The organism is Pseudomonas sp. SWRI68, from assembly GCF_014269165.1.
Lineage (GTDB): Bacteria > Pseudomonadota > Gammaproteobacteria > Pseudomonadales > Pseudomonadaceae > Aquipseudomonas > Aquipseudomonas capeferrum.
Map to the genome: position 1 here is coordinate 511,217 of NZ_JABWRU010000001.1, position 26,231 is coordinate 537,447.

Annotated in this window: 23 protein-coding genes; 22 read left to right on the forward strand and 1 reads right to left on the reverse strand. The window is 62.3% G+C overall.

Going from position 1 to position 26,231, the window contains the following annotated elements; all coding sequences use genetic code 11:
* Nucleotides 1-144: 144 nt before the first annotated feature.
* The 21 genes from pyrH (at nt 145) to ispD (ending at nt 24,106) form a co-directional block, all read left to right on the forward strand.
* Nucleotides 145-888, forward strand: coding sequence for a UMP kinase (gene pyrH / locus HU770_RS02285; protein ID WP_016392310.1), 744 nt, complete (start codon nt 145-147; stop codon nt 886-888).
* Entirely contained in the window at nt 885-1,442 is a 558-nt protein-coding gene (gene frr, locus HU770_RS02290; RefSeq protein ID WP_186654479.1) for a ribosome recycling factor, read from the forward strand. The genes pyrH and frr overlap by 4 nt, the downstream gene beginning before the upstream one ends.
* A gap of 15 nt (nt 1,443-1,457) precedes the next feature.
* Nucleotides 1,458-2,213 (forward strand): polyprenyl diphosphate synthase, encoded by a 756-nt coding sequence (uppS, locus tag HU770_RS02295; protein ID WP_186654481.1) that lies wholly within the window; start codon nt 1,458-1,460, stop codon nt 2,211-2,213.
* Nucleotides 2,213-3,028 (forward strand): phosphatidate cytidylyltransferase, encoded by an 816-nt coding sequence (locus HU770_RS02300; protein ID WP_186654483.1) that lies wholly within the window; start codon nt 2,213-2,215, stop codon nt 3,026-3,028. Before uppS ends, HU770_RS02300 begins: the two co-directional genes overlap by 1 nt.
* Nucleotides 3,025-4,215: a 1-deoxy-D-xylulose-5-phosphate reductoisomerase gene (gene ispC, locus HU770_RS02305; RefSeq protein WP_033700880.1), complete on the forward strand. Its 1,191-nt coding sequence runs from the start codon at nt 3,025-3,027 to the stop codon at nt 4,213-4,215. Before HU770_RS02300 ends, ispC begins: the two co-directional genes overlap by 4 nt.
* A 60-nt stretch (nt 4,216-4,275) precedes the next feature.
* A complete protein-coding gene (gene rseP / locus HU770_RS02310; RefSeq protein WP_186662975.1) occupies nt 4,276-5,628 on the forward strand; it encodes an RIP metalloprotease RseP in 1,353 nt (450 codons plus the stop codon).
* Between the two features lie 74 nt (nt 5,629-5,702).
* Complete coding sequence (gene bamA, locus HU770_RS02315; protein WP_186654487.1) at nt 5,703-8,051, forward strand: outer membrane protein assembly factor BamA; 2,349 nt, start codon at nt 5,703-5,705, stop codon at nt 8,049-8,051.
* A 44-nt stretch (nt 8,052-8,095) separates the two neighbouring features.
* Nucleotides 8,096-8,599, forward strand: coding sequence for an OmpH family outer membrane protein (locus HU770_RS02320; protein WP_027595800.1), 504 nt, complete (start codon nt 8,096-8,098; stop codon nt 8,597-8,599).
* 1 nt (nt 8,600) lies between these two features.
* A complete protein-coding gene (lpxD, locus tag HU770_RS02325; RefSeq protein ID WP_033700876.1) occupies nt 8,601-9,656 on the forward strand; it encodes a UDP-3-O-(3-hydroxymyristoyl)glucosamine N-acyltransferase in 1,056 nt (351 codons plus the stop codon).
* A gap of 113 nt (nt 9,657-9,769) precedes the next feature.
* Nucleotides 9,770-10,210 carry a 3-hydroxyacyl-ACP dehydratase FabZ gene (fabZ, locus tag HU770_RS02330; protein WP_008094893.1) on the forward strand — a complete coding sequence of 147 codons (441 nt, stop codon included), beginning with the start codon at nt 9,770-9,772 and terminating at the stop codon, nt 10,208-10,210.
* On the forward strand, nt 10,207-10,983 hold the full coding sequence (gene lpxA / locus HU770_RS02335) for an acyl-ACP--UDP-N-acetylglucosamine O-acyltransferase (RefSeq protein ID WP_033700874.1): 777 nt from the start codon (nt 10,207-10,209) through the stop codon (nt 10,981-10,983). The genes fabZ and lpxA overlap by 4 nt, the downstream gene beginning before the upstream one ends.
* 1 nt (nt 10,984) lies before the next feature.
* Nucleotides 10,985-12,112 carry a lipid-A-disaccharide synthase gene (gene lpxB / locus HU770_RS02340; RefSeq protein WP_186662976.1) on the forward strand — a complete coding sequence of 376 codons (1,128 nt, stop codon included), beginning with the start codon at nt 10,985-10,987 and terminating at the stop codon, nt 12,110-12,112.
* Between the two features lies 1 nt (nt 12,113).
* Nucleotides 12,114-12,737, forward strand: a complete 624-nt coding sequence (gene rnhB, locus HU770_RS02345; RefSeq protein WP_033700872.1) for a ribonuclease HII — start codon at nt 12,114-12,116, stop codon at nt 12,735-12,737.
* Nucleotides 12,738-12,844: 107 nt separating this feature from the next.
* A complete protein-coding gene (gene dnaE / locus HU770_RS02350) occupies nt 12,845-16,369 on the forward strand; it encodes a DNA polymerase III subunit alpha (protein WP_186654489.1) in 3,525 nt (1,174 codons plus the stop codon).
* Nucleotides 16,370-16,474: 105 nt separating this feature from the next.
* Complete coding sequence (locus HU770_RS02355) at nt 16,475-17,422, forward strand: acetyl-CoA carboxylase carboxyltransferase subunit alpha (protein ID WP_033700869.1); 948 nt, start codon at nt 16,475-16,477, stop codon at nt 17,420-17,422.
* Between the two features lie 55 nt (nt 17,423-17,477).
* A complete protein-coding gene (tilS, locus tag HU770_RS02360; protein ID WP_186662977.1) occupies nt 17,478-18,761 on the forward strand; it encodes a tRNA lysidine(34) synthetase TilS in 1,284 nt (427 codons plus the stop codon).
* 268 nt (nt 18,762-19,029) lie between these two features.
* On the forward strand, nt 19,030-20,658 hold the full coding sequence (locus HU770_RS02365) for a CTP synthase (protein WP_033700866.1): 1,629 nt from the start codon (nt 19,030-19,032) through the stop codon (nt 20,656-20,658).
* A gap of 3 nt (nt 20,659-20,661) precedes the next feature.
* Complete coding sequence (kdsA, locus tag HU770_RS02370) at nt 20,662-21,507, forward strand: 3-deoxy-8-phosphooctulonate synthase (RefSeq protein WP_033700864.1); 846 nt, start codon at nt 20,662-20,664, stop codon at nt 21,505-21,507.
* A 154-nt stretch (nt 21,508-21,661) separates the two neighbouring features.
* Nucleotides 21,662-22,951 carry a phosphopyruvate hydratase gene (gene eno / locus HU770_RS02375; protein WP_033700863.1) on the forward strand — a complete coding sequence of 430 codons (1,290 nt, stop codon included), beginning with the start codon at nt 21,662-21,664 and terminating at the stop codon, nt 22,949-22,951.
* 169 nt (nt 22,952-23,120) lie between these two features.
* A complete protein-coding gene (ftsB, locus tag HU770_RS02380; RefSeq protein ID WP_004375443.1) occupies nt 23,121-23,402 on the forward strand; it encodes a cell division protein FtsB in 282 nt (93 codons plus the stop codon).
* Nucleotides 23,399-24,106: a 2-C-methyl-D-erythritol 4-phosphate cytidylyltransferase gene (gene ispD / locus HU770_RS02385; RefSeq protein WP_186654500.1), complete on the forward strand. Its 708-nt coding sequence runs from the start codon at nt 23,399-23,401 to the stop codon at nt 24,104-24,106. The genes ftsB and ispD overlap by 4 nt, the downstream gene beginning before the upstream one ends.
* A gap of 2 nt (nt 24,107-24,108) precedes the next feature.
* Here ispD and HU770_RS02390 read toward each other — a convergent pair whose 3' ends face one another.
* On the reverse strand, nt 24,109-25,005 hold the full coding sequence (locus tag HU770_RS02390; RefSeq protein ID WP_186654503.1) for a LysR substrate-binding domain-containing protein: 897 nt from the start codon (nt 25,003-25,005) through the stop codon (nt 24,109-24,111).
* A 107-nt stretch (nt 25,006-25,112) separates the two neighbouring features.
* On the opposite strand from HU770_RS02390, the gene HU770_RS02395 reads away from it, so the two are divergent.
* Nucleotides 25,113-26,225: an S-(hydroxymethyl)glutathione dehydrogenase/class III alcohol dehydrogenase gene (locus HU770_RS02395; protein ID WP_033700860.1), complete on the forward strand. Its 1,113-nt coding sequence runs from the start codon at nt 25,113-25,115 to the stop codon at nt 26,223-26,225.
* The last annotated feature ends 6 nt before the right edge of the window (nt 26,226-26,231 follow it).

The following is a 26,231-nucleotide window of genomic DNA, read 5'->3' on the forward strand; positions in this document are numbered from 1 at the left end:
CCGCTCACGCGCGCAGCCTCTTTGTCAAAGCGGGAGTGGTTTTCAGAACCGTTCCTCGCTGACGCAGTCGCTGCGTCACGTTAGAGTTACACGCAGGCTCAAACAGCCCGCAGAATTTTACAAACGCCGCAGGAGAGATTCGCAATGGCTCAGCAGGGCAGTGGTTATCAGGCTCGCTATAAACGCATTCTACTCAAACTTAGCGGCGAGGCCCTGATGGGCTCGGAAGAGTTCGGGATCGACCCCAAGGTCCTGGATCGCATGGCGCTGGAGGTCGGCCAGCTGGTCGGCATCGGTGTTCAGGTAGGTCTGGTAATCGGCGGTGGCAACCTGTTCCGTGGTGCGGCGCTCAGTGCAGCCGGCATGGACCGCGTCACCGGTGACCACATGGGCATGCTGGCGACCGTGATGAACGCCCTGGCCATGCGCGACGCGCTGGAGCGGGCAAACATTACCGCCATCGTCATGTCGGCCATTTCCATGGTTGGCGTAACCGATCACTATGATCGCCGCAAAGCCATGCGCCACCTCAATGCCAAAGAGGTCGTGATCTTCGCTGCCGGTACCGGCAACCCGTTCTTTACCACCGACTCCGCCGCTTGCCTGCGCGCCATCGAAATCGATGCCGACGTGGTATTGAAGGCAACCAAGGTCGATGGTGTATACACTGCAGATCCATTCAAGGACCCGCATGCCGAGAAGTTCGATCATCTGACCTACGATGAAGTGCTGGATCGCAAGCTGGGTGTGATGGATCTGACGGCAATCTGTCTGTGCCGCGACCACAAGATGCCGTTGCGCGTCTTCAACATGAACAAACCCGGCGCCTTGCTGAACATCGTGCATGGCGGCGCGGAAGGAACTCTGATCGAGGAAGTTCAAAAATGATCAACGCTATCAAGAAAGACGCCCAGGACCGCATGGGCAAGTCCATCGAGGCGCTGGGTCGCCACCTGGCAGCTATCCGCACCGGTCGCGCCCACCCAAGCATCCTGGACAGCGTCAAGGTGACTGCCTGGGGTAGCGAGATGCCGCTGAACCAGGTGGCTGCGATTTCCGTCGAAGACGCCCGCACCCTGAAAATTGTCGCCCACGACAAGAACCTCAGCGCAGCCATTGAAAAAGCCATCCTGACTTCCGACCTGGGCCTGAACCCGTCCAGCGCCGGTACCACCATCCGCGTACCGATGCCGGCCCTGACCGAGGAAACCCGCAAGGGTTACACCAAGCAGGCCAGCGGCGTTGCCGAAGATGCCAAGGTTGCCGTGCGTAACGTGCGCCGCGATGCCCTCGCCGACCTGAAGAAGCTGACCAAGGACAAGGAAATCAGCGAAGACGAAGAACGTCGCGCTGCTGACGAGATCCAGAAGCTCACCGACAAGTTCGTCGCTGACATCGACGCGGCGTTCAAAGCCAAGGAAAAGGACCTGTTGGCCGTTTAAGGCCGAGGTTTTTTAATGGAAAAGACCAAGCCAGCGGCGCCGTCCTCGGTGCCGCGACACGTCGCGATCATCATGGATGGCAACAACCGTTGGGCGAAGAAGCGCCTGTTGCCCGGTGTTGCCGGGCACAAGGCTGGCGTCGATGCCGTTCGCGCGGTCATCGAAGTCTGTGCCGAATCGGGGGTCGAGGTCCTGACCCTGTTCGCCTTCTCCAGCGAGAACTGGCAACGCCCCGCCGAAGAGGTCGGTGCGCTGATGGAGTTGTTCTTCTCGGCCCTGCGCCGTGAGGCTCGCCGCCTCAACGAGAACAACATCTGCTTGCGCATCATCGGCGATCGCTCACGCTTCCATCCCGAGCTGCAGGCTGCCATGCGTGAGGCGGAAGCGCTGACCGCCGGCAACAAGCGCTTCATCCTGCAGATCGCGGCCAACTACGGCGGCCAGTGGGACATTGCCCAGGCTGCCCAGCGCCTGGCGCGGGAAGTACAGGCCGGCCATCTGCGCCCGGACGACATTACGCCGGGTCTGCTGCAAACCTGCCTGTCCACGGGCGAGTTGCCGCTGCCCGACTTGTGTATCCGTACCGGTGGCGAGCGGCGCATCAGCAATTTCCTGCTGTGGCAGCTGGCCTATGCCGAGCTGTATTTCTCCGACCTGTACTGGCCGGACTTCAAACACGAGGCCATGCGCAATGCCCTGGCCGATTTCGCTTCGCGCCAGCGCCGCTTCGGTAAGACCAGCGAGCAGGTCGAGGCTGGAGCTCGTGCTTAATGCTTAAACAACGCATCATTACCGCGCTGATCCTGTTGCCGGTCGCGCTGGGTGGCTTCTTCCTGCTCAATGGTGGGGATTTCGCCCTGTTCATCGGCTTCGTGGTCACCCTCGGGGCCTGGGAGTGGGCGCGCCTGGCCGGTTTGATGGCCCAGCCGCTGCGCATTGCCTATGCCGCCGTCGTCGGCGGTGCGCTGATGCTGCTGCACCTGATGCCTGACCTGGCGCCCTGGGTGCTCGGTGCGTCGGTGATCTGGTGGGCACTGGCTACCTGGCTGGTGCTGACCTACCCGCGCAGCAGCGAACTGTGGGCCAGTGCGGCCTGTCGCCTGCTGATCGGCCTGCTGGTATTGCTACCGGCGTGGCAGGGCCTGGTGCTGCTCAAGCACTGGCCGCTGGGCAACTGGCTGATCCTGTCGGTGATGGTGCTGGTATGGGCCGCCGACATCGGTGCGTATTTCTCCGGTCGGGCCTTCGGCAAGCGCAAGCTGGCGCCGCAGGTCAGCCCGGGCAAGAGCTGGGAAGGCGTCTATGGTGGCCTGGCCGTCAGCCTGGTCATCACCCTGGCAGTCGGTATCAGCCGCGACTGGGGCATCGGCCAGATTTTGCTGGGTCTGCTGGGCGCCGCGCTGGTGGTCATGGCCTCGGTGATCGGTGACCTGACCGAAAGTATGTTCAAGCGCCGTTCCGGCATCAAGGACAGCAGTAACCTGCTGCCCGGCCATGGTGGCGTACTTGACCGCATCGACAGCCTGACCGCAGCCATCCCGCTGTTTGCGGTGCTGCTGTGGGCTGCCGAATGGGGTGTGATGTGAGTGCGGTGCAACGCATCACCGTGCTTGGCGCCACAGGCTCCATTGGCCTGAGCACGCTGGATGTGATCGCGCGTCACCCCGAGCGTTACTCGGTTTTCGCATTGAGCGGTTACTCGCGCATCGATGAGCTGCTGGCGTTGTGCGTGCGCCATCGTCCCGAGTTTGCGGTGGTGCCAAGTGCCGAGGGGGCTGCACGTTTACGTGACGGCCTGGCGGCAGCGGGTTGTGCCACGCAGGTGCTGGAAGGCGAGGCGGGGCTGTGCCAGGTGGCTGCGGCGGCGGAAGTGGATGCGGTCATGGCGGCCATCGTGGGCGCGGCCGGGCTGCGACCGACCTTGGCGGCCGTCGAGGCGGGCAAGAAGGTGCTGCTGGCCAACAAGGAGGCGCTGGTGATGTCTGGCGCGCTGTTCATGGAGGCGGTGCGGCGCAGTGGTGCCGTGCTGTTGCCGATCGACAGCGAGCACAATGCGATCTTCCAGTGCCTGCCGGGTGACTATGCCCGTGGCCTGAGCCAGGTGGGTGTGCGCCGCATCCTGCTCACCGCGTCGGGCGGCCCGTTCCGCGAAACACCGCATGCGGCGCTTGCCGATGTCACTCCGGAACAGGCCTGCGCCCATCCCAACTGGTCCATGGGGCGCAAGATTTCCGTGGATTCGGCCAGTATGATGAACAAGGGCCTGGAGTTGATCGAGGCGTGCTGGTTGTTCGATGCCTCGCCCGCCAAGGTCGAGGTGGTGGTGCACCCGCAGAGCGTGATCCACTCGCTGGTGGATTACGTGGACGGTTCGGTCCTCGCCCAGTTGGGTAACCCCGACATGCGCACGCCTATCGCCAACGCGCTGGCCTGGCCAGAGCGTATTGATTCCGGGGTTGCCCCGCTGGACTTGTTCGCCATCGCGCGTCTGGATTTCCAGGCCCCTGACGAACAGCGCTTCCCTTGCCTGCGCCTGGCGCGGCAGGCTGCCGAGGCCGGCAACAGCGCGCCCGCAGTGCTCAACGCGGCCAATGAAGTGGCGGTCGAGGCATTTCTGCAGCGGCGTATCCGCTTCCCGGAGATCGCGGGTATGATCGAACAGGTGCTCGATCAGGAGCCCGTAGTGCCACTGGCATCGTTGGACGCGGTATTTGCCGCCGACCAGCGTGCCCGGGAGTTGTCCCGCGAGTGGTTGAGGCGTCACGGTCACTGATGCAGGCCTGCCAGGGCTTGTGCGAAACGTCGTTCTGCTGAACGTCATCTGGAGAAAGATATGACTGCGCTCTACATGATTGTCGGCACCCTGGTGGCGTTGGGTGTTCTGGTCACGTTTCACGAATTCGGCCACTTCTGGGTGGCCCGACGCTGCGGCGTCAAGGTGCTGCGTTTTTCGGTAGGCTTCGGCACGCCGCTGCTGCGCTGGCATGATCGGCAGGGTACCGAGTTCGTGGTGGCAGCGATCCCGCTGGGTGGCTACGTCAAGATGCTCGATGAGCGCGAAGGCGATGTACCGCCTGCGCTGGCCGACCAGTCGTTCAACCGCAAAACCGTGCGTCAGCGCATTGCCATCGTCGCAGCAGGGCCGATTGCCAATTTCCTCTTGGCCATCGTGTTCTTCTGGCTGCTGGCCATGCTCGGCACCCAGCAGATCCGCCCGGTCATCGGTGGGGTCGAGGTAGACAGCCTGGCAGCCTCGGCAGGCCTGGCCGCCGGTCAGGAAATCGTATCCATCGATGGCAAACCGACCAGCGGTTGGTCAGCGGTCAACCTGCAACTGGTGCGCCGCCTGGGCGAGAGCGGCACCCTGCAGGTGGGCGTGCGCGATGAAGGCGCCAGCGCCGAGCGTCAACTGCAGATCAAGCTGGACCACTGGCTGAAAGGCGCTGACGAACCGGACCCTATCCAGTCCCTGGGCTTGCGCCCCTGGCGCCCGGTGATCGTGCCGGTGTTGGCCGAAATCGAATCGAAAGGGCCGGCCGCAGCGGCGGGCCTGAAGACGGGTGACAAGTTGCTGGCCATCGACGGTGTGGTCGTCACCGAATGGCAGCAGGTGGTCGATGCCGTACGCGCCCGCCCGCATGCCAAGGTGGTGGTACGTGTCGAGCGCGACGGCGCTGCCCTGGATGTGCCGGTAACCCTGGCGCAGCGGGGTGAGGGCAAGGCCTCGGGCGGCTACCTGGGGGCAGGGGTAAAAGGTGGCGAATGGCCTGCCAACATGCTTCGCGAAGTCAGCTATGGCCCGCTGGAAGCGGTAGGCGAGGGCTTGTCGCGCACCTGGACCATGAGTGTCCTGACCCTCGAGTCGCTGAAGAAAATGCTGTTCGGAGAGCTCTCGGTAAAAAACTTGAGCGGACCGATAACCATTGCTAAAGTGGCGGGCGCTTCAGCCCAGTCCGGCGTGGGGGATTTCCTGAATTTCCTGGCCTACCTGAGCATAAGCCTGGGGGTTCTTAACCTGCTGCCCATTCCAGTACTGGATGGGGGGCATTTGCTGTTTTACCTGGTTGAGTGGGCGCGCGGTCGTCCGCTGTCGGACCGGGTACAAGGTTGGGGGGTCCAGATCGGTATCAGTTTGGTCATAGGGGTGATGTTGCTCGCCCTGATCAACGATCTGGGTCGACTTTAAAAGCTTCGCTCAATTGCGAACCCGCCGTCTTTTCGCGGCGGGTTGTTTATTGCCAGTTGGAATAAAAGGACTTCATGAAACGTCTGCTGCTAACTGCGGTCCTCTCCGCACTGATGATCGCTGAAGTTCACGCCGAGTCCTTCACCATCTCCGATATTCGTGTCAACGGCCTGCAGCGGGTATCCGCCGGCAGCGTCTTCGGTGCCTTGCCCCTGAACGTGGGCGACCAGGCCGACGATCGGCGCCTCGTGGACTCGACCCGTTCCCTGTTCAAGACCGGTTTCTTCCAGGACATCCAGCTGAACCGCGATGGCAATGTCCTGATCATCAACGTGGTCGAGCGCCCGTCGGTGTCGAGCATCGAGATCGAAGGCAACAAGGCGATCAGCACCGAAGACCTGATGAAGGGCCTGAAGCAGTCGGGCCTGGCCGAAGGTGAAATCTTCCAGCGCGCCACCCTCGAAGGTGTGCGTAACGAGCTGCAGCGCCAGTACGTGGCCCAGGGCCGCTACTCGGCCGAGGTCGACGCCGAAGTCGTGCCGCAGCCGCGCAACCGCGTCGCGCTGAAAATCAAGATCAACGAAGGCACCGTCGCCGCCATCCAGCACATCAACGTGGTGGGCAACAACGTCTTCGACGACGAAGAGCTGTCGCAGCTGTTCGAGCTGAAAACTACCAACTGGCTGTCGTTCTTCAAGAACGACGACAAGTACGCCCGTGAAAAACTGTCCGGTGACCTGGAGCGTCTGCGTTCCTACTACCTGGACCGCGGCTACATCAACATGGATATCGCCTCTACCCAGGTATCCATCACGCCAGACAAGAAGCACGTCTACATCACCGTCAACATCAACGAAGGCGAGAAGTACACCGTCCGTGACGTGAAGCTCTCCGGTGACCTCAAGGTCCCTGAAGACCAGGTCAAGTCGCTGCTGCTGGTGCAGCCGGGCCAGGTATTCTCGCGCAAGGTGATGACCACCACGTCCGAGCTGATCACCCGTCGCCTGGGTAACGAAGGCTATACCTTCGCCAACGTCAACGGCGTGCCGCAGCCCAACGATGAAGACCACACCGTCGATATCATGTTCGTGGTCGACCCGGGCAAGCGTGCCTACGTCAACCGCATCAACTACCGCGGCAACACCAAGACCGAAGACGAAGTGCTGCGTCGCGAGATGCGCCAGATGGAAGGCGGCTGGGCTTCGACCTACCTGATCGACCAGTCCAAGACCCGTCTTGAGCGTCTGGGCTTCTTCAAGGAAGTCAACGTCGAAACGCCACCGGTGCCTGGCACCGATGACCAGGTCGACGTCAACTACAGCGTCGAAGAACAAGCCTCCGGCTCGATCACCGCCAGCGTCGGTTTCGCCCAGAGCGCCGGCCTGATCCTCGGCGGCTCGATCAGCCAGAGCAACTTCCTGGGTACCGGTAACAAGGTGTCCATCGGCCTGACCCGTTCCGAGTACCAGACGCGATACAACTTCGGCTTCGTCGACCCCTACTTCACTGCCGACGGCGTCAGCCTGGGCTACAACGCCTTCTACCGCAGCACCGACTACGACGACCTCGATGTCGACGTTGCCAGCTATGCGGTCGACAGCCTTGGCGCCGGCGTCAGCCTGGGTTACCCGATCAGCGAGACCTCGCGCCTGACCTACGGCCTGAGCGTGCAGCAGGACAAGATCAAGACCGGCAAATACACCGTTGACGAGATCTTCAATTTCCTCGAAGAAGAGGGCGATAGCTTCCTCAACTTCAAAGCGTCGATCGGCTGGTCCGAGTCGACCTTGAACAAAGGCGTGTTGGCTACCCGTGGTCACTCCCAAAGTTTGACCCTGGAATCCACCATTCCGGGCAGCGACCTGTCGTTCTACAAGCTCGACTACCGTGGCCAGCTGTTCAAGCCGATCAATAACGACTACACCCTGCGCCTGCACACTGAACTGGGCTATGGTGATGGTTTCGGTGGCACTTCCGGCCTGCCGTTCTACGAGAACTACTACGCGGGTGGCTTCAACTCCGTCCGTGGTTTCAAGGACAGCAGCCTTGGCCCGCGCAGCACGCCGAGTAAAGGTACCAACCCGGGCACTATCGAAGACCCGGATCAGGACCCGCTGCCGTTCGGTGGCAACGTGCTGGTCCAGGGTGGTGTAGAACTGCTGTTCCCGCTGCCGTTCGTCAAAGACCAACGTTCGCTGCGCACTTCCGTGTTCTGGGACGTGGGTAACGTGTTCGACACCAATTGCGGTTCCAAGCCTGATTGCGCCAAGGTCGGTTTCTCGGACATGGCCAGCTCCGTGGGCCTGGGTGTGACCTGGATTACTGCGCTGGGCCCGTTGAGCTTCAGCCTGGCGATGCCGATCAAGAAACCGGACGACGCCGATACCCAGGTGTTCCAATTCTCTCTGGGCCAGACCTTCTAAGGTCGGCCCTTGCATAACGACAACGGTTTATCCAGGAGTGCATCGTGCGTAAGTTGACTCAACTGGCCATCTTGGCCGCGGCGCTGGTCGCCACCCCGGCTTTCGCCGAAATGAAGGTTGCCGTCCTGAACTATCAGATGGCCCTGCTTGAATCGGATGCCGCCAAGAAGTACGCGGTCGATGCCGAGAAAAAATTCGGCCCGCAACTGACCAAGCTCAAGAGCCTGGAAAGCAGCGCCAAGGGCATCCAGGACCGCCTGATCAAAGGCGGCGACAAGATGCAGCAGCAGGAGCGTGAGCGCCTGGAGCTCGAGTTCAAGCAAAAGGCCCGCGACTTCCAGTTCCAGTCCAAGGAACTGAACGAAGCCAAGGCCGTTGCTGATCGCGACATGCTCAAGCAGCTCAAGCCCAAGCTGGACGGCGCTGTCGAGGAAGTGATCAAGAAGGGCGGTTTCGACCTGGTCCTCGAGCGTGGCGCGGTCATCGATGTCAAACCTCAGTACGACATCACCCGCCAAGTCATCGAGCGCATGAACCAAGCCCGTTGATATGACCTTGACCATGACGCTTGGCCAGCTGGCCGAAGCCCTCGGGGCCACCCTCAAGGGGCCCGAGGCGCTGCAGATTACCGGGCTGGCCACCTTGCAGGAGGCCGGGCCCGGTCAATTGAGCTTCCTCGCCAACCCGCAGTACCGCAAATTCCTGGATAACAGCCAGGCGGCAGCGGTACTGCTGAAGGCTGCGGATGCTGAAGGCTTTGCCGGCAACGCACTGATCGTCGCTGATCCGTACCTGGCCTATGCACGCATTTCCCATCTGTTCGATCCCAAGCCCAAGGCTGTGGCGGGAGTTCATCCCAGCGCCGTGGTAGCTGAAGATGCGCAGGTGGATGCCAGTGCCAGCATCGGCCCCTTTGCGGTCGTCGAGAGCGGTGCGCGGATTGCGGCCAATGTCAGCATCGGTGCTCATTGCGTGGTCGGTGCCCGCTGCGTCATCGGCGAGGGTGGTTGGCTGGCGCCACGGGTCACCCTGTACCATGACGTGACCATCGGCAAGCGTGTCGTCATCCAGTCGGGTGCGGTGATCGGTGGCGAAGGCTTCGGCTTCGCCAACGAGAAGGGCGTGTGGCGCAAGATTGCCCAGATTGGCGGCGTGACCATCGGCGATGATGTGGAAATCGGCGTCAATACAGCCATTGACCGTGGTGCGCTGTCGGACACGCGCATTGCCGACGGGGTCAAACTCGACAACCAGATCCAGATCGCCCATAACGTCCAGATCGGCGAGCACACGGCCATGGCGGCCTGTGTTGGTATTTCCGGCAGCACCCGCATCGGTAAGCACTGCACCATTGCGGGCGGTGTCGGCATGGTGGGCCATATTGACGTCTGTGATAACGTTTTCGTGTCTGGCATGACCATGGTGACCCGATCGATCACCGAACCGGGTGCCTATTCTTCCGGCACAGCCATGCAGCCATTGGCTGACTGGCGCAAGAGCGCCGCGCGTATCCGCCACCTGGACGACATGGCCAAGCGTCTCCAGCAGGTGGAAAAGCGCATCGATACCGTGACCTCAGGTGGCCAGCCGGCATCAGAAGGCTGATACCATTCCCTGAGCAAGAGTGAACAGACGCTAGCTGGCTCCTCTTTGGACTGCAAAAGGAGCGCGTGGTCAGCACCTGCGCTCCCTATTCTTATTACAGGCTTCCCCCCGAAATGATGGACATCAACGAGATTCGCGAATACCTGCCTCACCGTTACCCGTTCCTGCTGGTGGACCGCGTGACGGATCTGGACTTCGAGGCCCAGAGCATTCGTGCCTACAAGAATGTCAGCATCAACGAGCCGTTCTTCAATGGCCATTTCCCGGCCCACCCGATCATGCCGGGCGTTCTGATCATCGAGGCCATGGCCCAGGCGGCCGGTATTCTCGGTTTCAAGATGCTTGATGCCAAGCCGGCTGACGGCACCCTGTACTACTTTGTCGGTTCCGACAAACTGCGTTTCCGTCAGCCGGTATTGCCGGGTGACCAGCTTGTGCTGGAAGCCAAGTTCCTCAGCCGCAAGAGCATGATCTGGAAATTCGAATGCCGCGCCCTGGTCGACGGCAAGCCTGTATGCTCGGCACAGATCACCTGCGCGGAACGCTCCCTATGAATTCGATTGATCCACGGGCCATCATCGACCCATCGGCCAAGCTGGCCGATGGTGTCGAGGTGGGCCCGTGGTCGATCGTAGGCCCCGATGTCGAAATCGGGGAGGGCACCATCATTGGCCCGCATGTGGTGCTCAAAGGGCCGACCCGTATCGGCAAGCACAACCGTATCTACCAGTTTTCCTCGATCGGCGAAGACACCCCTGACCTCAAGTACAAGGGTGAGCCGACCCGTCTGGTGATTGGCGATCACAATGTGATCCGCGAGGGCGTGACCATTCACCGCGGTACCGTTCAGGACCGTGCCGAAACCACCCTGGGCGATCACAACCTGATCATGGCCTATGCGCACATCGGTCACGACAGTGTCATCGGCAATCATTGCATTCTGGTGAACAACACCGCGTTGGCCGGGCATGTGCACGTCGGCGACTGGGCGATTCTGTCCGGGTACACCCTGGTGCACCAGTACTGCCATATCGGTGCTCATGCGTTTTCTGGCATGGGTACGGCGATCGGCAAGGACGTGCCGGCCTTCGTCACGGTGTTCGGCAGCCCGGCCGAAGCCCGAAGCATGAACTTCGAAGGCATGCGCCGCCGGGGTTTCAGCGACGAGGTCATTCATACCCTGCGGCGTTGCTACAAGATCGTCTATCGCCAGGGCCTGACCGTCGAAGATGCAATCAAGGCGCTGGACGAGCCGGCAGCCCAGCACCCCGAGGTCGAGCTGTTCCGTCAGTCGATCCTGAATTCCGCACGCGGCATCACGCGCTGACATGGCCCAGCTTTGCGTAGCCCTGGTCGCGGGTGAGGCCAGCGGCGATATTCTCGGTTCCGGCTTGATGCGCGCCCTCAAGGCCCGCCATCCCGACGTACGGTTCATCGGCGTTGGCGGCCCCTTGATGGAAGCCGAAGGCCTGCAGTCCTACTTCCCCATGGAACGCCTGGCCGTGATGGGCCTGGTCGAAGTGCTGGGGCGCCTGCGCGAGCTGCTCAAGCGCCGTAAACTGCTGATCCAGACGCTGATCGCCGAAAAGCCCGATGTGTTTATCGGCATCGACGCCCCGGATTTCACCCTCAATATCGAATTGAAATTGCGTCAGGCCGGCATCAAGACCGTGCACTACGTCAGCCCTTCCGTGTGGGCCTGGCGGCAGAAGCGCGTACTGAAGATCCGTGAAGGCTGCGACCTGATGCTGACACTGCTGCCGTTTGAGGCGCGGTTCTACGAAGAGCAGGGTGTGCCGGTGCGCTTTGTCGGCCACCCGCTGGCCGACACCATCCCCCTCGAAGCGGATCGGCAGGCGGCGCGCAGTGAGCTTGGCCTGGGCCATGGCCCGGTGGTTGCATTGATGCCAGGCAGCCGTGGTGGTGAGGTCGGGCGCCTGGGGGCGCTTTTCCTCGAAGCGGCCGAGCGCTTGCGCGAGCGGGTGCCAGGTGTGCGCTTCGTGCTGCCGTGTGCCAATGCCGCGCGGCGCGCCCAGGTCGAGCAGATGCTCGAAGGGCGCGAGCTGCCGCTGACCCTGCTCGACGGCCAGTCGCACCAGGCCTTGGCGGCCTGTGATGCGGTGCTGATTGCGTCAGGTACCGCCACCCTGGAGGCCCTGCTGTACAAGCGGCCCATGGTGGTGGCCTACCGCCTGGCGCCGCTGACCTACTGGATTCTCAAGCGCCTGGTGAAAAGCCCCTACGTGTCGTTGCCCAACCTGCTGGCCCAGCGTGCGCTTGTGCCTGAGCTGCTGCAGGATGACGCCACCAGCGAAGCCCTGGCGCAGACCTTGGCCCCCTTGGTGGCCGACGGCAGCCAGCAGACCGAACGTTTCGACGAGATTCACCGCACCCTGCGCCGGGACGCCTCCAACCAGGCGGCCGAGGCGGTGCTGGCTTTGCTCAAGGACCGCTGACATGCAAATAGGACTGGATTTCAACCTGGTCGAAGACCTGGTCGCCGGTGTCGATGAAGTCGGCCGTGGCCCGCTGTGCGGGGCGGTGGTCACCGCTGCCGTGATCCTCGATCCGGCACGGCCGATTCTGGGCCTGAATGATTCGAAGAAGCTCACCGAAGCCAAGCGCGAAGCGTTGTTCGACGAAATCTGCGAAAAGGCACTGAGCTTTTGCATTGCCCGCGCCGAGGTCGACGAAATCGACCGCCTGAACATCCTTCAGGCCACCATGCTGGCGATGCAGCGCGCGGTCGAGGGCCTGCACGTTACGCCCAAGCTGGCACTGATCGACGGCAACCGTTGCCCGAAACTCGCAGTGCCTGCGGCGCCGGTGATCAAGGGCGATAGCCAGGTGCCGGCGATCGCGGCGGCGTCGATCCTGGCCAAGGTGACACGTGACCGGGAGATGAGCGCGTTCGAGCTGATCTACCCCGGTTATGGCATCGGTGGGCACAAGGGCTACCCGACGCCGGTGCACCTTGAGGCCCTGGCGCGGCTTGGGCCGACGCCCATTCATCGGCGTTCCTTCGCGCCTGTGCGGGCGGCCTGGGAAGCGCGTGAAGGCGTTGTCGATTCCTTGATTTAGCCTGTCAGTGCCGCTGCGCGGCCCTTCGCGGGGCTGCACAGTAGCCCCAAAATACCCTCGCTTTTACGCTACAATCCCGCCCTTGTCGTTCTGCTACAGGATCATCCATGTCGGTTCCCTTCGTTCACCTTCGCGTGCACTCCGAATTCTCGCTGGTCGACGGTCTGGTGCGGATCAAACCGCTGGCCAAGGCGCTGGCGGGGATGAACATGCCGGCGGTGGCGATCACCGACCAGAGCAACATGTGCTCGCTGGTGAAGTTCTACAAGACCGCCATGGGCGCCGGGATCAAGCCGATCTGTGGTGCCGACCTGTGGCTGGCCGGGGCCGACCCGGAAGCACCGTTGTCGCGCATCTGCTTCCTGGCGATGAACCCCACGGGCTACCGCAACCTCACCGAGCTGATTTCGCGGGGCTGGGTCGAAGGCCAGCGCAATGGCCTGGTGATTCTGCAGCGTGAATGGATCGCCCCCGCCAGCGAGGGCCTGATCGCCTTGTCCGCCGGCAAGGAAGGTGACATCGGCGCGGCGCTGCTGGGTGGCAGGGTTGAAGAGGCCGAAGCGCTGCTGCGCGATTGGCTGGGCATGTTCCCCGAGCGCTTCTACGTCGAAGTGCAGCGCACCAACCGCGCGCGCGACGAAGAATACGTGCACGCCGCCGTGGCTCTGGCCGACAAGGTTGGCGCACCGCTGGTGGCGACCAACGATGTGCGCTTTATCAAGCAGGCCGACTACGATGCCCACGAAACCCGTGTCTGCATCGGTGAGGGCTGGACCCTGGACGACCCGCGTCGCCCGCGTAACTACAGCGACCAGCAGTACCTCAAGAGCTCGGACGAAATGGCCGAGCTGTTCAGCGACCTGCCCGACGCCATCGCCAACACCGTCGAAATCGCCAAGCGTTGCAACATCCAGGTGCAGTTGGGCAAGCACTTCCTGCCCGACTTCCCCACGCCCAACGGCATGGGCATCGACGATTATCTGCGCCATGTCTCCCATGAAGGCCTGGAGGAGCGCCTGGCGGTGCTCTGGCCCAAGGAGACCACGCCAGACTATGAAGAAAAGCGCCAGGTCTACCTGGACCGCCTGAAGTTCGAGCTGGATATCATCATCCAGATGGGCTTCCCGGGCTACTTCCTGATCGTTATGGACTTCATCAAGTGGGCCAAGAACAACGGTGTGCCGGTGGGCCCGGGCCGGGGTTCGGGTGCCGGTTCGCTGGTCGCCTACGTGCTGAAGATCACCGACCTCGACCCGCTGGCCTACGACCTGCTGTTCGAGCGCTTCCTCAACCCTGAACGTGTATCCATGCCCGACTTCGACGTCGACTTCTGCATGGATGGCCGCGACCGGGTCATTGAATATGTGGCTGATGCCTACGGGCGTAACGCGGTCAGCCAGATCATCACCTTCGGTACCATGGCCGCCAAGGCGGTGGTGCGCGACGTGGCGCGGGTGCAGGGCAAGTCCTACGGCCTGGCCGACCGCCTGTCGAAGATGATCCCCTTCGAAGTCGGCATGACCCTGGAGAAGGCCTACGAGCAGGAAGAAATCCTGCGTGACTTCCTCAAGGGCGACGAAGATGCCCGCGAGATCTGGGACATGGCCCTCAAGCTCGAGGGCGTCACCCGTGGTACCGGCAAACACGCCGGTGGCGTGGTAATCGCCCCGACCAAACTCACCGACTTCTCGCCGATCGCCTGTGACGAAGAAGGCGGCGGCCTGGTGACCCAGTTCGACAAGGACGATGTCGAGGCCGCCGGGCTGGTCAAGTTCGACTTCCTCGGCCTGCGCACACTGACCATCATCAAGTGGGCGATGGAGACGATCAACCGTGAGCAGGCCAAGCAGGACCTGCCGGACCTGAACATCGACTTCATTCCGCTGGATGACCGCAAGACCTACGAGCTGCTGCAAAAAGCCGAGACCACGGCGGTGTTCCAGCTCGAATCGCGCGGCATGAAGGAGCTGATCAAGAAGCTCAAGCCGGACTGCCTGGAAGACCTTATCGCACTGGTGGCGCTGTTCCGCCCGGGCCCGCTGCAGTCGGGCATGGTGGACGACTTCATCAACCGCAAGCACGGCCGCGCCGAGCTGGCCTACCCGCACCCGGATTACCAGTATGACGGCCTGCAGCCGGTACTGGCGCCGACCTACGGCATCATCCTGTATCAAGAACAAGTGATGCAGATTGCCCAGGTCATGGCCGGCTATACCCTGGGCGGTGCCGACATGCTGCGTCGTGCCATGGGTAAGAAAAAGCCCGAGGAAATGGCCAAGCAGCGCGGCGGTTTCATCGAAGGTTGCGCCAATAACGGCATTGATGGTGACCTGGCAGGTAACATCTTCGACCTGGTAGAGAAGTTCGCCGGTTACGGTTTCAACAAATCTCACTCTGCCGCCTATGGCCTGGTGTCGTACCAGACCGCCTGGCTCAAGACCCACTACCCGGCGCCGTTCATGGCGGCGGTGTTGTCGGCGGATATGCACAACACCGACAAGGTGGTGGTGCTGATCGAGGAAGTGCGCAGCATGAAGCTGCGCCTCGACGCGCCCGATGTGAACACCTCCGACTTCAAGTTCACCGTCAACGACGATGGCCGTATCGTCTATGGCCTGGGCGCGATCAAGGGTGTGGGCGAGGGGCCGGTCGAAGCCATCGTCGAAGTGCGTGCGCAGGGCGGGCCGTTCAAGGACCTGTTCGATTTCTGTGAGCGCGTGGACCTTAAGCGCGTCAACAAGCGCACCCTCGATGCGCTGATCCGCAGTGGTGCACTGGACCGCCTCGGCCCGTATTTCCATGACGAAATCAAGGCCTACCAGGCCAACATCGACCGCAACCGCGCAACCTTGCTGGCGGCGCTGGAAGAGGCGGTCAAGTCTGCCGAGCAGACCGCACGTACCGCCGACAGTGGCCATGTCGACCTGTTCGGCGGGTTGTTCGTGGAGGCCGATTCGGACGTCTATGCCAACCACCGCAAGGTCCGCGAACTCACCCTCAAAGAGCGCCTCAAAGGCGAGAAGGACACGCTTGGCCTGTACCTCACCGGCCACCCGATTGATGAGTACGAAAGCGAGATTCGCCGTTTCGCCCGCCAGCGCATCATCGACCTGAAGCCGTCCCGTGAGTCGCAGACGATCGCCGGCATGATCATTGCCCTGCGGGTAATGAAGAACAAGAAGGGTGACAAGATGGGTTTCGTCACGCTTGATGACCGCTCTGGGCGTATCGAGGCGTCGCTGTTTGCCGACTCCTTCATGGCTGCCCAGTCACTGTTGCAGAACGATGCCATGGTCGTGGTCGAAGGCGAGGTCAGCAACGATGACTTCTCCGGTGGCCTGCGCCTGCGGGTCAAGCAGGTGATGACCATGGAAGATGCCCGCACGCGTCTGGCCGAAAGCCTGCGCCTGAAAGTCGCCCATGACGCGCTCAAGGGCGACCGCCTGAACTGGCTGGGTGAGCTGATCACCCGGCACCGCGGCGGCTGCCCGATCACCCTGGAGTACACCGGCAGTGACGCCAAGGCCATGCTGCAGTTCGCCGATGAATGGTCGATCGACCCGGCCGACGGCCTGATTCAGGCGCTGCGTGACCAGTTCGGGCGTGAGAACGTCTTCCTGCAATATCGTTGAATCGACGAATTTTAATCTCGACCTGAATGCGCCCGATCCCTTAAGGTAGGGCGCCAAACGGATCAACCGGCCGGCCGCCTGGCCGTAGACCCAAGACGGATGCCTATGAACCCGAATTTCCTCGATTTCGAACAGCCGATTGCCGACCTGCAAGCCAAGATCGAAGGGCTGCGCCTGGTGGGTAACGACAACTCGCTGAACATCAGCGATGAAATTGCCCGTCTGCAAGACAAGAGCAATACCCTGACCGAAAGCATCTTCGGCAACCTGACCAGCTGGCAGATCGCCCGCCTGGCCCGTCACCCGCGTCGTCCATACACCCTGGACTACCTGCAGCACATCTTCACCGAATTCGAAGAACTGCACGGTGACCGCCACTTCTCCGACGACGCCGCGATCGTGGGCGGCACCGCGCGCCTGGATGGCCAGGCGGTGATGGTCATCGGCCACCAGAAGGGCCGTGAAGTGCGTGAGAAAGTGCGCCGCAACTTCGGCATGCCACGCCCAGAGGGCTACCGCAAGGCGTGCCGCCTGATGGAAATGGCCGAGCGCTTCAAGATGCCGATCCTGACCTTCATCGACACACCGGGCGCCTACCCGGGCATCGACGCCGAAGAGCGCAACCAGAGCGAAGCGATCGCCTGGAACCTGCGCGTCATGGCGCGCCTGAAGACGCCAATCATCGCCACCGTGATCGGTGAGGGTGGTTCTGGCGGTGCGCTGGCCATTGGTGTGTGCGATCAGCTGAACATGCTGCAGTACTCCACCTACTCGGTGATCTCGCCAGAAGGTTGCGCTTCGATCCTGTGGAAGACCGCCGACAAGGCTGCCGATGCCGCCGAGGCCATGGGCATCACGGCCGAGCGCTTGAAGAGCCTGAACATCGTCGACAAGGTGATTCAGGAGCCGCTGGGCGGCGCCCACCGTGACCCGGCGCAGATGGCGGAAAGCATTCGTGCCGACCTGGTGCAGCAGTTGGACATGCTTGGCAAGCTCGATAATGACGCGCTGTTGGCCCGTCGCTACGAGCGTCTGATGAGCTACGGCCTCTGATGCATCACTGGGGCCGCTTTGCGGCCCCAGCGATTCCAAGCCGTGTGAGGCCCTCATGCTCAACCTCACCCCCTGGCTTCAAGCCCCCGCCTGGCACATCGCTTTCTCCGGCGGCCTCGACTCCACCGTCCTCCTGCACCTGCTGGCCGATTACGCCCGTACTCACCCAGCGCCTCCTCTGCACGCCATCCATATCCATCATGGCCTACAGCCTGCGGCTGACGCCTGGCCTGCGCACTGCACGCATGTCTGCGCCACGCTAGGCATCCCGCTCAGCGTGATACACGTCCAGGTCGCGCCCGGTGCCAGCCTCGAGCAGGCTGCCCGCGATGCCCGTTACGCGGCATTCAAGCAACGGCTCGGCCCCGGTGAAGTGCTATTCACCGGGCAACATCGCGAAGACCAGGCAGAAACCTTGCTCTTTCGTCTGTTGCGCGGCAGCGGCCTGCGCGGTTTGGCCGCGATGCCGGCCCAGCGGGCGCTGGGGCAGGGCACCCTGGCCAGGCCATTGCTCGGGATTGCGCGCCAACAGTTGCAGGCGTATGCCCAAATCCAGGGGTTAAGCTGGATTGAAGACCCCTCTAACAGCGACACCGCCTTTGCCCGCAACTATTTGCGCGGCAAAGTGTTCCCCGTGCTGCAGCAGCGTTGGCCGCAGGCCAGCCAGAACCTGGCCCGTTGCGCCGAGCACCTGGGTGAAGCGCTGGGGCTGCTGGATGAAGTGGCCCAGGCCGATCTGGCCAAGGCCGGGGAGGGCGCTGCTGCGCCCTGGGCGCGGCTGGATTCCCTCGACCTTGCAGTGCTCACGGCGCTGACGCCCGCTCGTCAGCGCAATGCCCTGCAATACTGGCTCAGCGTTCGCACCCGGTTGCCCGACGCGCGTCACTGGGCTGGCTGGGCCGATCTGCGTGATGCCGCAGCCGACGCCCAGCCGGTCTGGCGCCTGGCCGACGGCCGGTTGCTGCGCAGCAACGGCCGTATCTGGTGGTTGAGCGGTGACTGGTTGCAGGCACCGCAAGGCGAGTTCGCCTGGCCCGAGCCCTCTGAGGTGCTGACATTGCCAGGCAACGGCAGTGTGCGGTTGACCACGCCCCTGCCCCTGGCCGGGCTGTGCATCCGCTATCGCCAGGGCGGTGAAGTGCTTGAACTTGCAGGGCGCGGCCGGCGCGACTTGAAGCGTTTGCTCAACGCGCTGCAGGTGCCGTATTTCGTGCGTGCGCGCCTGCCGTTGCTCTATCAGGGCGAGCGCTTGCTGGCAGTGGCCAATCTGCCCGAACTCGGTCAGGCGGATTGCCAGCTGCATTGGCTGTCTCCGACGAACGCGCAAGGTTTGAGCTGAAGGGTACATTCCGGTAGACTACCCTCCCTTCTTGATACAACTTCTGTGCGTTCCTCGAAAACACAGCAGTTGCCGATTACCACGCAGTTTTTTGCTGGGCTGATTCTGGAAATGACGAGCGAGCTCCATGCCGGGGATACCCTGGTTTGTACAGACGCGGCAGTTTTTCGAGATGCACTGTGATTGACGCAGGTGATCGGGGGCTTCGGCCTTCCTTCGCTTTCTCCGGCGGCGCTGGCCGCCTTAACGCAGACTTCTAGGGTTTTTCATGACGCGCTACATATTCGTCACGGGCGGTGTTGTTTCTTCATTGGGGAAAGGCATTGCCTCGGCTTCCCTGGCGGCCATCCTGGAAGCGCGGGGGCTCAAGGTCACCATGCTCAAGCTGGATCCGTACATCAACGTCGATCCTGGCACCATGAGTCCGTTCCAGCACGGTGAAGTCTTCGTCACCCATGATGGCGCCGAGACTGACCTTGACCTGGGCCACTACGAGCGGTTCATCCGCACGACCATGACCCAGAACAACAACTTCACCACTGGCCGCATCTACGAGCACGTGCTGCGCAAAGAGCGTCGTGGTGACTACCTGGGCGCGACCATCCAGGTCATCCCGCACATCACCGACGAGATCAAGCGTCGCATCATCAAGGGTGCCGGCGATGCCGACGTGGCCCTGGTGGAAATCGGCGGTACCGTCGGCGACATCGAGTCGCAGCCGTTCCTCGAGGCCATCCGCCAGTTGCGTTTCGAAGTCGGCGCCAAGCGCGCGATGCTGATGCACCTGACGCTGGTTCCGTACATCGCCACTGCTGGCGAGACCAAGACCAAGCCTACCCAGCACTCGGTCAAGGAGCTGCGCTCCATCGGCCTGCAGCCTGACGTGCTGGTATGCCGCTCCGATCACCCGATCGACAGCTCGTCGCGTCGCAAGATCGCCCAGTTCACCAACGTTGAAGAGCGTGCGGTGATTGCGCTGGAAGACGCCGATACCATCTACAAGATCCCGGGCATCCTGCATGCTCAGGGCCTGGATGATTTCGTCACCGAGCGCTTCGGCCTGCAGTGCAACAGCGCCGACCTGTCCGAGTGGGACAAAGTGGTCGACGCCAAGCTCAACCCAGAGCACGAAGTGACCATCGCCATGGTCGGCAAGTACATGGAGCTGCTGGATGCGTACAAGTCGCTGATCGAAGCGATGAGCCACGCCGGCATCACCAATCGCACCAAGGTCAACCTGCGCTACATCGACTCCGAAGACATCGAGAACCAGGGCACCAGCCTGCTCGAAGGCGCCGATGCCATCCTGGTACCGGGCGGTTTCGGCCTGCGCGGTGTCGAAGGCAAGATCACTGCGGTGCAATACGCCCGTGAGAACAAGGTGCCGTACCTGGGTATCTGCCTGGGCATGCAGGTTGCCGTGATCGAGTTCGCCCGTAACGTGATGGGCTGGAAAGACGCCAACTCCACCGAGTTCGACCGCAACAGCGGCCACCCGGTCGTCGGCCTGATCACCGAGTGGGCCGATGCCACCGGTGCCGTCGAGACTCGCACCGAAGCGTCCGACCTTGGCGGCACCATGCGCCTGGGCGCACAGGATTGCCAGATCGTCTCGGGTTCCAAGGTTCACGACTGCTACGGCAAGGACGTGATTACCGAGCGTCACCGTCACCGCTACGAAGTGAACAACAACCTGCTGCCACAGCTGCTCGACGCCGGCCTGGTGGTCTCCGGTCGTTCCGAAGACGGCGCGCTGGTGGAAGTGGTCGAGTCCAAGGACCACCCATGGTTCGTCGCCTGCCAGTTCCACCCGGAGTTCACCTCGACCCCGCGTGACGGCCACCCGCTGTTCAGTGGCTTCGTCAAGGCAGCCCTGGCTCAGAAGAACAAGGCCTGATCAATGACCCAGAAGATCATTCGTGTCGGTAACATCGAGATCGCCAACGACAAGCCGTTCGTCCTGTTCGGCGGCATGAACGTTCTGGAGTCCCGTGACCTGGCCCTGAAGGTCTGCGAAGAGTACGTGCGGGTGACCGAGAAGCTCGGTATTCCGTACGTGTTCAAGGCCAGCTTCGACAAGGCCAACCGTTCGTCTGTGGCGTCCTACCGTGGCCCGGGCATGGAAGAGGGGCTGAAGATCTTCGAAGAGATCAAACGCACCTTCAATGTGCCGGTAATCACCGACGTGCACGAGCCCTACCAGGCCGAGCCGGTGGCCAAGGTCTGCGACATCATCCAGTTGCCGGCCTTCCTGTCGCGCCAAACCGACCTGGTGGTGGCCATGGCCAAGACCGGCGCGGTGATCAACATCAAGAAGGCCCAGTTCCTCGCACCCCAGGAGATGAAACACATCCTGGCCAAGTGCGAAGAGGCCGGTAACGATCAGTTGATCCTCTGCGAGCGGGGTTCGAGCTTCGGCTACAACAACCTGGTAGTGGACATGCTCGGCTTCGGCGTCATGAAGCAGTTCGAGTACCCGGTATTCTTCGATGTGACCCACGCCCTGCAAATGCCGGGCGGCCGCTCGGACTCTGCCGGTGGCCGCCGCGCGCAGGTCACCGACCTGGCCAAGGCCGGCATGAGCCAGGGCCTGGCTGGTCTGTTCCTCGAGGCCCACCCCGATCCGGACAACGCCAAGTGCGATGGTCCATGCGCCCTGCGCCTGGACAAGCTGGAGCCGTTCCTGGCCCAGCTCAAGCAATTGGACGACCTGGTGAAAAGTTTTCCGACGGTAGAAACCGCGTAAAGCTCATTTCTCGGGTAAAGTACCGCCCGTTCTCTCCCTGACCGTTTGGTCAGGGAGTGCTTTTATCAGGCCTGCCTGCTGCATACCCCGCCTGGTGAAGTGCAAGGATTTCCTAAGCTGCGTTGTTTTCGTCAATTCTGGAGTGCTTACAACAATGGCAAAAATCGTCGACATCAAAGGTCGTGAAGTTCTCGATTCGCGTGGCAACCCCACCGTGGAAGCCGATGTACTGCTCGACAACGGCATCATCGGTAGCGCTTGCGCGCCGTCCGGTGCTTCCACCGGCTCGCGCGAAGCGCTGGAGCTGCGTGATGGCGACAAGAGCCGTTACCTGGGCAAGGGCGTGCTGAAGGCCGTCGCCAACATCAACGGCCCGATCCGCGACCTGCTGCTGGGCAAGGACCCTTCCGACCAGAAGGCTCTGGACCGCGCCATGATCGACCTGGACGGTACCGAGAACAAAGCCAAGCTGGGCGCCAACGCCATCCTGGCTGTTTCCCTGGCTGCCGCCAAGGCCGCTGCCCAGGACCAGGACCTGCCGCTGTACGCGCACATCGCCAACCTGAACGGCACCCCGGGCCAGTACTCGATGCCGGTTCCGATGATGAACATCATCAACGGCGGCGAGCACGCCGACAACAACGTCGATATCCAGGAGTTCATGGTGCAGCCGGTTGGCGCCAAGACCTTCTCCGACGGCCTGCGCATGGGCACCGAAATCTTCCATCACCTCAAGGCGGTACTGAAGGCTCGCGGCCTGAACACTGCCGTTGGTGACGAAGGCGGCTTCGCGCCGAACCTGGCTTCCAACGAAGACGCCCTGGCCGCCATCGCTGAAGCCGTGGAAAAAGCAGGCTACAAGCTGGGTACCGACGTGACCCTGGCCCTGGACTGCGCGGCTTCCGAATTCTACGAAGACGGCAAGTACAACCTGTCCGGCGAAGGCAAGTCGTTCGACGCCGAAGGCTTTGCCGACTACCTGAAAGGCCTGACCGAGCGCTTCCCGATCATCTCGATCGAAGACGGCCTGGACGAGTCCGACTGGGCTGGCTGGAAGATCCTCACCGACAAGATCGGCGAGAAGGTGCAACTGGTCGGTGACGACCTGTTCGTGACCAACACCAAGATCCTCAAGGAAGGCATCGAAAAGGGCATCGGTAACTCGATCCTGATCAAGTTCAACCAGATCGGTTCGCTGACCGAAACCCTGGAAGCCATCCAGATGGCCAAGGCTGCCGGCTACACCGCGGTGATCTCGCACCGTTCCGGTGAAACCGAAGACTCGACCATCGCCGACCTGGCCGTGGGTACTGCTGCTGGCCAGATCAAGACCGGTTCGCTGTGCCGTTCCGACCGCGTTTCGAAGTACAACCAACTGCTGCGCATCGAAGAGCAACTGGGTGCCAAGGCGGTTTACCGTGGTCGTACCGAGTTTCGCGGTTAAGCAAGAGATGGTAAAAAGACAGCAGCCGGAGCTGTAGGAACATTCGTACTGAATGTTCCTACACTTCCAACGGGTTTCTGTCGACGAAGCCTGGCCTCGGCCAGGCTTCGTGCTATTCGAGGCCCCGAAGTGAACAGTACGCGGCGGTCTTTTTAACCTGGATACCTTGATGCGCAGTCCCTATTGGTTGTTCCTCGTTCTGCTTCTGCTGTTGGGTGGCCTGCAGTACCGCCTTTGGGTGGGCAACGGCAGCCTGGCGCAAGTGACCGAGCTCAAGCAGCAGATCGCCGAGCAGCATGCCGAAAACGAGCGTCTGCTTGAACGTAACCGCGTGCTTGACGCAGAAGTCCTGGAGTTGAAGAAAGGTATGGAGACCGTGGAAGAACGGGCTCGTCATGAATTGGGGATGGTCAAAGAGGGCGAAACCCTCTTCCAGTTGCCGCAAAAATGACTGATACATTACCGGCCTTCTGGGCCGTGATTCCTGCTGCGGGCGTTGGTGCCCGCATGGCTGCCGACCGCCCCAAGCAGTACCTGGAGCTGGCCGGGCAGACTATTCTCGAGCACAGCCTCGACTGTTTTCTTGGCCACCCCACGCTCAAGGGCATGGTGGTCAGCATTGCCGAAGATGACCCGTACTGGCCTGGCCTGCGCTGCGCCAGCGACCCGCGCATCCAGCGCGCGGCGGGTGGCCGCGAGCGCGCCGACTCGGTGCTCAACGCCTTGCTGCTGCTGCATGCGCAAGGGGCTTCGGACAACGACTGGGTACTGGTGCACGATGCTGCGCGACCGAACCTTGCGCGTACCGACCTGGACAAACTGTTGTCAGCGTTGGCCAATGACCCTGTTGGCGGCCTGTTGGCAGTACCGGCGCGCGATACATTGAAGCGTGCCGATGCTACGGGCCGGGTCACGGCCACCGTAGACCGCAGCACCATCTGGCAGGCCTATACACCGCAGATGTTCCGCCTCGGCGCCTTGCACCGAGCGCTGGCCGAGTGCCTGGTTTCCGATGTGGTGGTCACTGACGAGGCGTCAGCCATCGAATGGTCCGGCCAGGCGCCGCGGCTGGTCGAGGGCCGCAGCGACAACATCAAGGTGACCCGGCCGGAAGATTTGGAGTGGTTACGCCAGCGCTGGGCTGGGCGGCGCTGAAGTCAGCCCAGTCGATACTCCGGCAACCCCGCCAGCCCTTCTTTCAGGTAATCCACCAACCGCCGAACCTTCGGCGACAGATGCCGTTGCTGTGGGTACAGCGCCCACACTGCCGTATTCGGTGGCTGATGCGCCTCCAGCAGGGATACCAGCGCACCACTGTTGAGGTGCTCCAGCACGTAATAGTCCGGCAACTGGCACAGGCCCATCCCCAGCAAAGCCGCGTCCAGCACGGCTTGCCCGCTGTTGCAGCGCCAGTTGCCCTGCACCCGCTGGCTGATCTCGCGGCCGTCCTGCAGCAGCGCCCACAGGTCCGAACTGCCAATCAGGCAGTTGTGCCGGGCCAGTTCCGACAGGCTGTGCGGCCGACCGTAGCGCTCCAGGTAAGCCGGCGAGGCGCACAGGAACATGCGCCGCGGTGCCAGGCGGGCGGCAACCAGCCTGGAGTCGGCCAGCCGGCCAAGGCGAATGGCCAGGTCCATGCCTTCATGCAGCAGGTCCAGCGTGCGGTTGCTCAGTTCCACTTCAACCCGCAGTTGCGGGTACTGCGCCATGAAGCGCGTCACCAGTGGCACGATGAAGCGCTCGCCATAGGCCACTGCACAGGTCATGCGCAGCAAGCCCTTGGGCTCGCTGGCCAGGTCGCCCATCGCGCGCAGGGCTTCTTCACGGCCATCCTGCAGGCGTTGGCAGTGCTGCAGGAACGTCTGCCCGGCTTCGCTCAAGGTGACGCGCCGGGTGCTGCGGTACAGCAGGCGCGTCTGCAGGCGCTCCTCCAGCCGCGCGATCTGACGGCTGATATGCGAGGACGACACACCCAGGCGCTCAGCTGCGGCGGTGAACTGACCAGACTCGGCCACCGCAACGAATTCGTCGATGCCTTCCCAGCGGCTGCTCATTGATTATCCCTGCTTGGCAATAATGTTTTGTCTTTGCCTGGATTATTCATCAAAAAAGCATGAATTACACTGCGAGACTGAACTGACCTTCTGTCTGGAGACCTTTGATGATCAAGTCCCGTGCTGCCGTAGCCTTCGAAGCCAAGAAACCCCTGGAAATCGTCGAAGTGGACGTGGCCATGCCCAAGGCTGGCGAAGTGCTGCTGCGCGTGGTTGCCAGCGGTGTCTGCCACACCGACGCCTACACCCTGTCCGGTGCTGACCCGGAAGGGATCTTCCCCTCGATCCTTGGCCACGAAGGTGGCGCGATCGTCGAGGCGGTGGGCGAGGGCGTGACCTCGGTGGCCGTGGGCGATCATGTCATTCCGCTCTACACCCCGGAGTGCGGCCAGTGCAAATTCTGCCGTTCGGGCAAGACCAACCTGTGCCAAGCCATTCGCGCCACCCAGGGCAAGGGCCTGATGCCCGACGGCACCACGCGCTTCTCCTACAAAGGCCAGCAGCTGTTCCACTACATGGGCACGTCGACCTTCTCCGAGTACACCGTGCTGCCGGAAATTTCCGTGGCCAAGATCCAGAAGGAAGCCCCGCTGGAGAAGGTCTGCCTGCTCGGTTGCGGCGTCACCACCGGTATCGGTGCCGTGCTCAATACCGCCAAGGTCAAGCCCGGTGATACCGTGGCCATCTTCGGCCTCGGCGGCATCGGCCTGTCGGCGATCATTGGCGCAGTCAAGGCCAAGGCCTCGCGCATCATCGCCATCGACATCAACCCGGCCAAGTTCGAAATCGCCCGCCAGTTGGGTGCCACCGACTGCATCAACCCGAAAGAGTACGACCGCCCCATCCAGGAAGTGATCGTCGACCTCACCGACGGCGGCGTGGACTTCTCCTTCGAGTGCATCGGTAATGTGCAACTGATGCGCGCGGCCCTGGAGTGCTGCCACAAGGGCTGGGGCGAGTCGGTCATTATCGGTGTTGCCGGTGCCGGCCAGGAAATCGCCACCCGTCCGTTCCAGCTGGTCACCGGTCGCGTCTGGCGCGGTTCGGCGTTCGGTGGCGTGCGCGGGCGCAGCGAGCTGCCAAGCTACGTCGACATGGCCGAGAAGGGCGAGATCCCGCTGGATACGTTCATCACCCACACCATGGGCCTGGAAGACATCAACAAGGCCTTCGACCTGATGCATGAAGGCAAGAGCATCCGTAGCGTGATCCACTTCTGAGGTCTG

Excerpts from the sequence above, each read along its gene's own strand:
- pyrH (WP_016392310.1), top strand. The coding sequence starts at position 145 with ATGGCTCAGCAGGGCAGTGGTTATCAGGCTCGCTATAAACGCATTCTA.
- frr (WP_186654479.1), top strand. The coding sequence starts at position 885 with ATGATCAACGCTATCAAGAAAGACGCCCAGGACCGCATGGGCAAGTCC.
- uppS (WP_186654481.1), top strand. The coding sequence starts at position 1,458 with ATGGAAAAGACCAAGCCAGCGGCGCCGTCCTCGGTGCCGCGACACGTC.
- HU770_RS02300 (WP_186654483.1), top strand. The coding sequence starts at position 2,213 with ATGCTTAAACAACGCATCATTACCGCGCTGATCCTGTTGCCGGTCGCG.
- rseP (WP_186662975.1), top strand. The coding sequence starts at position 4,276 with ATGACTGCGCTCTACATGATTGTCGGCACCCTGGTGGCGTTGGGTGTT.
- bamA (WP_186654487.1), top strand. The coding sequence starts at position 5,703 with ATGAAACGTCTGCTGCTAACTGCGGTCCTCTCCGCACTGATGATCGCT.
- lpxD (WP_033700876.1), top strand. The coding sequence starts at position 8,601 with ATGACCTTGACCATGACGCTTGGCCAGCTGGCCGAAGCCCTCGGGGCC.
- fabZ (WP_008094893.1), top strand. The coding sequence starts at position 9,770 with ATGATGGACATCAACGAGATTCGCGAATACCTGCCTCACCGTTACCCG.
- lpxA (WP_033700874.1), top strand. The coding sequence starts at position 10,207 with ATGAATTCGATTGATCCACGGGCCATCATCGACCCATCGGCCAAGCTG.
- lpxB (WP_186662976.1), top strand. The coding sequence starts at position 10,985 with ATGGCCCAGCTTTGCGTAGCCCTGGTCGCGGGTGAGGCCAGCGGCGAT.
- rnhB (WP_033700872.1), top strand. The coding sequence starts at position 12,114 with ATGCAAATAGGACTGGATTTCAACCTGGTCGAAGACCTGGTCGCCGGT.
- dnaE (WP_186654489.1), top strand. The coding sequence starts at position 12,845 with ATGTCGGTTCCCTTCGTTCACCTTCGCGTGCACTCCGAATTCTCGCTG.
- HU770_RS02355 (WP_033700869.1), top strand. The coding sequence starts at position 16,475 with ATGAACCCGAATTTCCTCGATTTCGAACAGCCGATTGCCGACCTGCAA.
- tilS (WP_186662977.1), top strand. The coding sequence starts at position 17,478 with ATGCTCAACCTCACCCCCTGGCTTCAAGCCCCCGCCTGGCACATCGCT.
- HU770_RS02365 (WP_033700866.1), top strand. The coding sequence starts at position 19,030 with ATGACGCGCTACATATTCGTCACGGGCGGTGTTGTTTCTTCATTGGGG.
- kdsA (WP_033700864.1), top strand. The coding sequence starts at position 20,662 with ATGACCCAGAAGATCATTCGTGTCGGTAACATCGAGATCGCCAACGAC.
- eno (WP_033700863.1), top strand. The coding sequence starts at position 21,662 with ATGGCAAAAATCGTCGACATCAAAGGTCGTGAAGTTCTCGATTCGCGT.
- ftsB (WP_004375443.1), top strand. The coding sequence starts at position 23,121 with ATGCGCAGTCCCTATTGGTTGTTCCTCGTTCTGCTTCTGCTGTTGGGT.
- ispD (WP_186654500.1), top strand. The coding sequence starts at position 23,399 with ATGACTGATACATTACCGGCCTTCTGGGCCGTGATTCCTGCTGCGGGC.
- HU770_RS02390 (WP_186654503.1), bottom strand. The coding sequence starts at position 25,005 with ATGAGCAGCCGCTGGGAAGGCATCGACGAATTCGTTGCGGTGGCCGAG.
- HU770_RS02395 (WP_033700860.1), top strand. The coding sequence starts at position 25,113 with ATGATCAAGTCCCGTGCTGCCGTAGCCTTCGAAGCCAAGAAACCCCTG.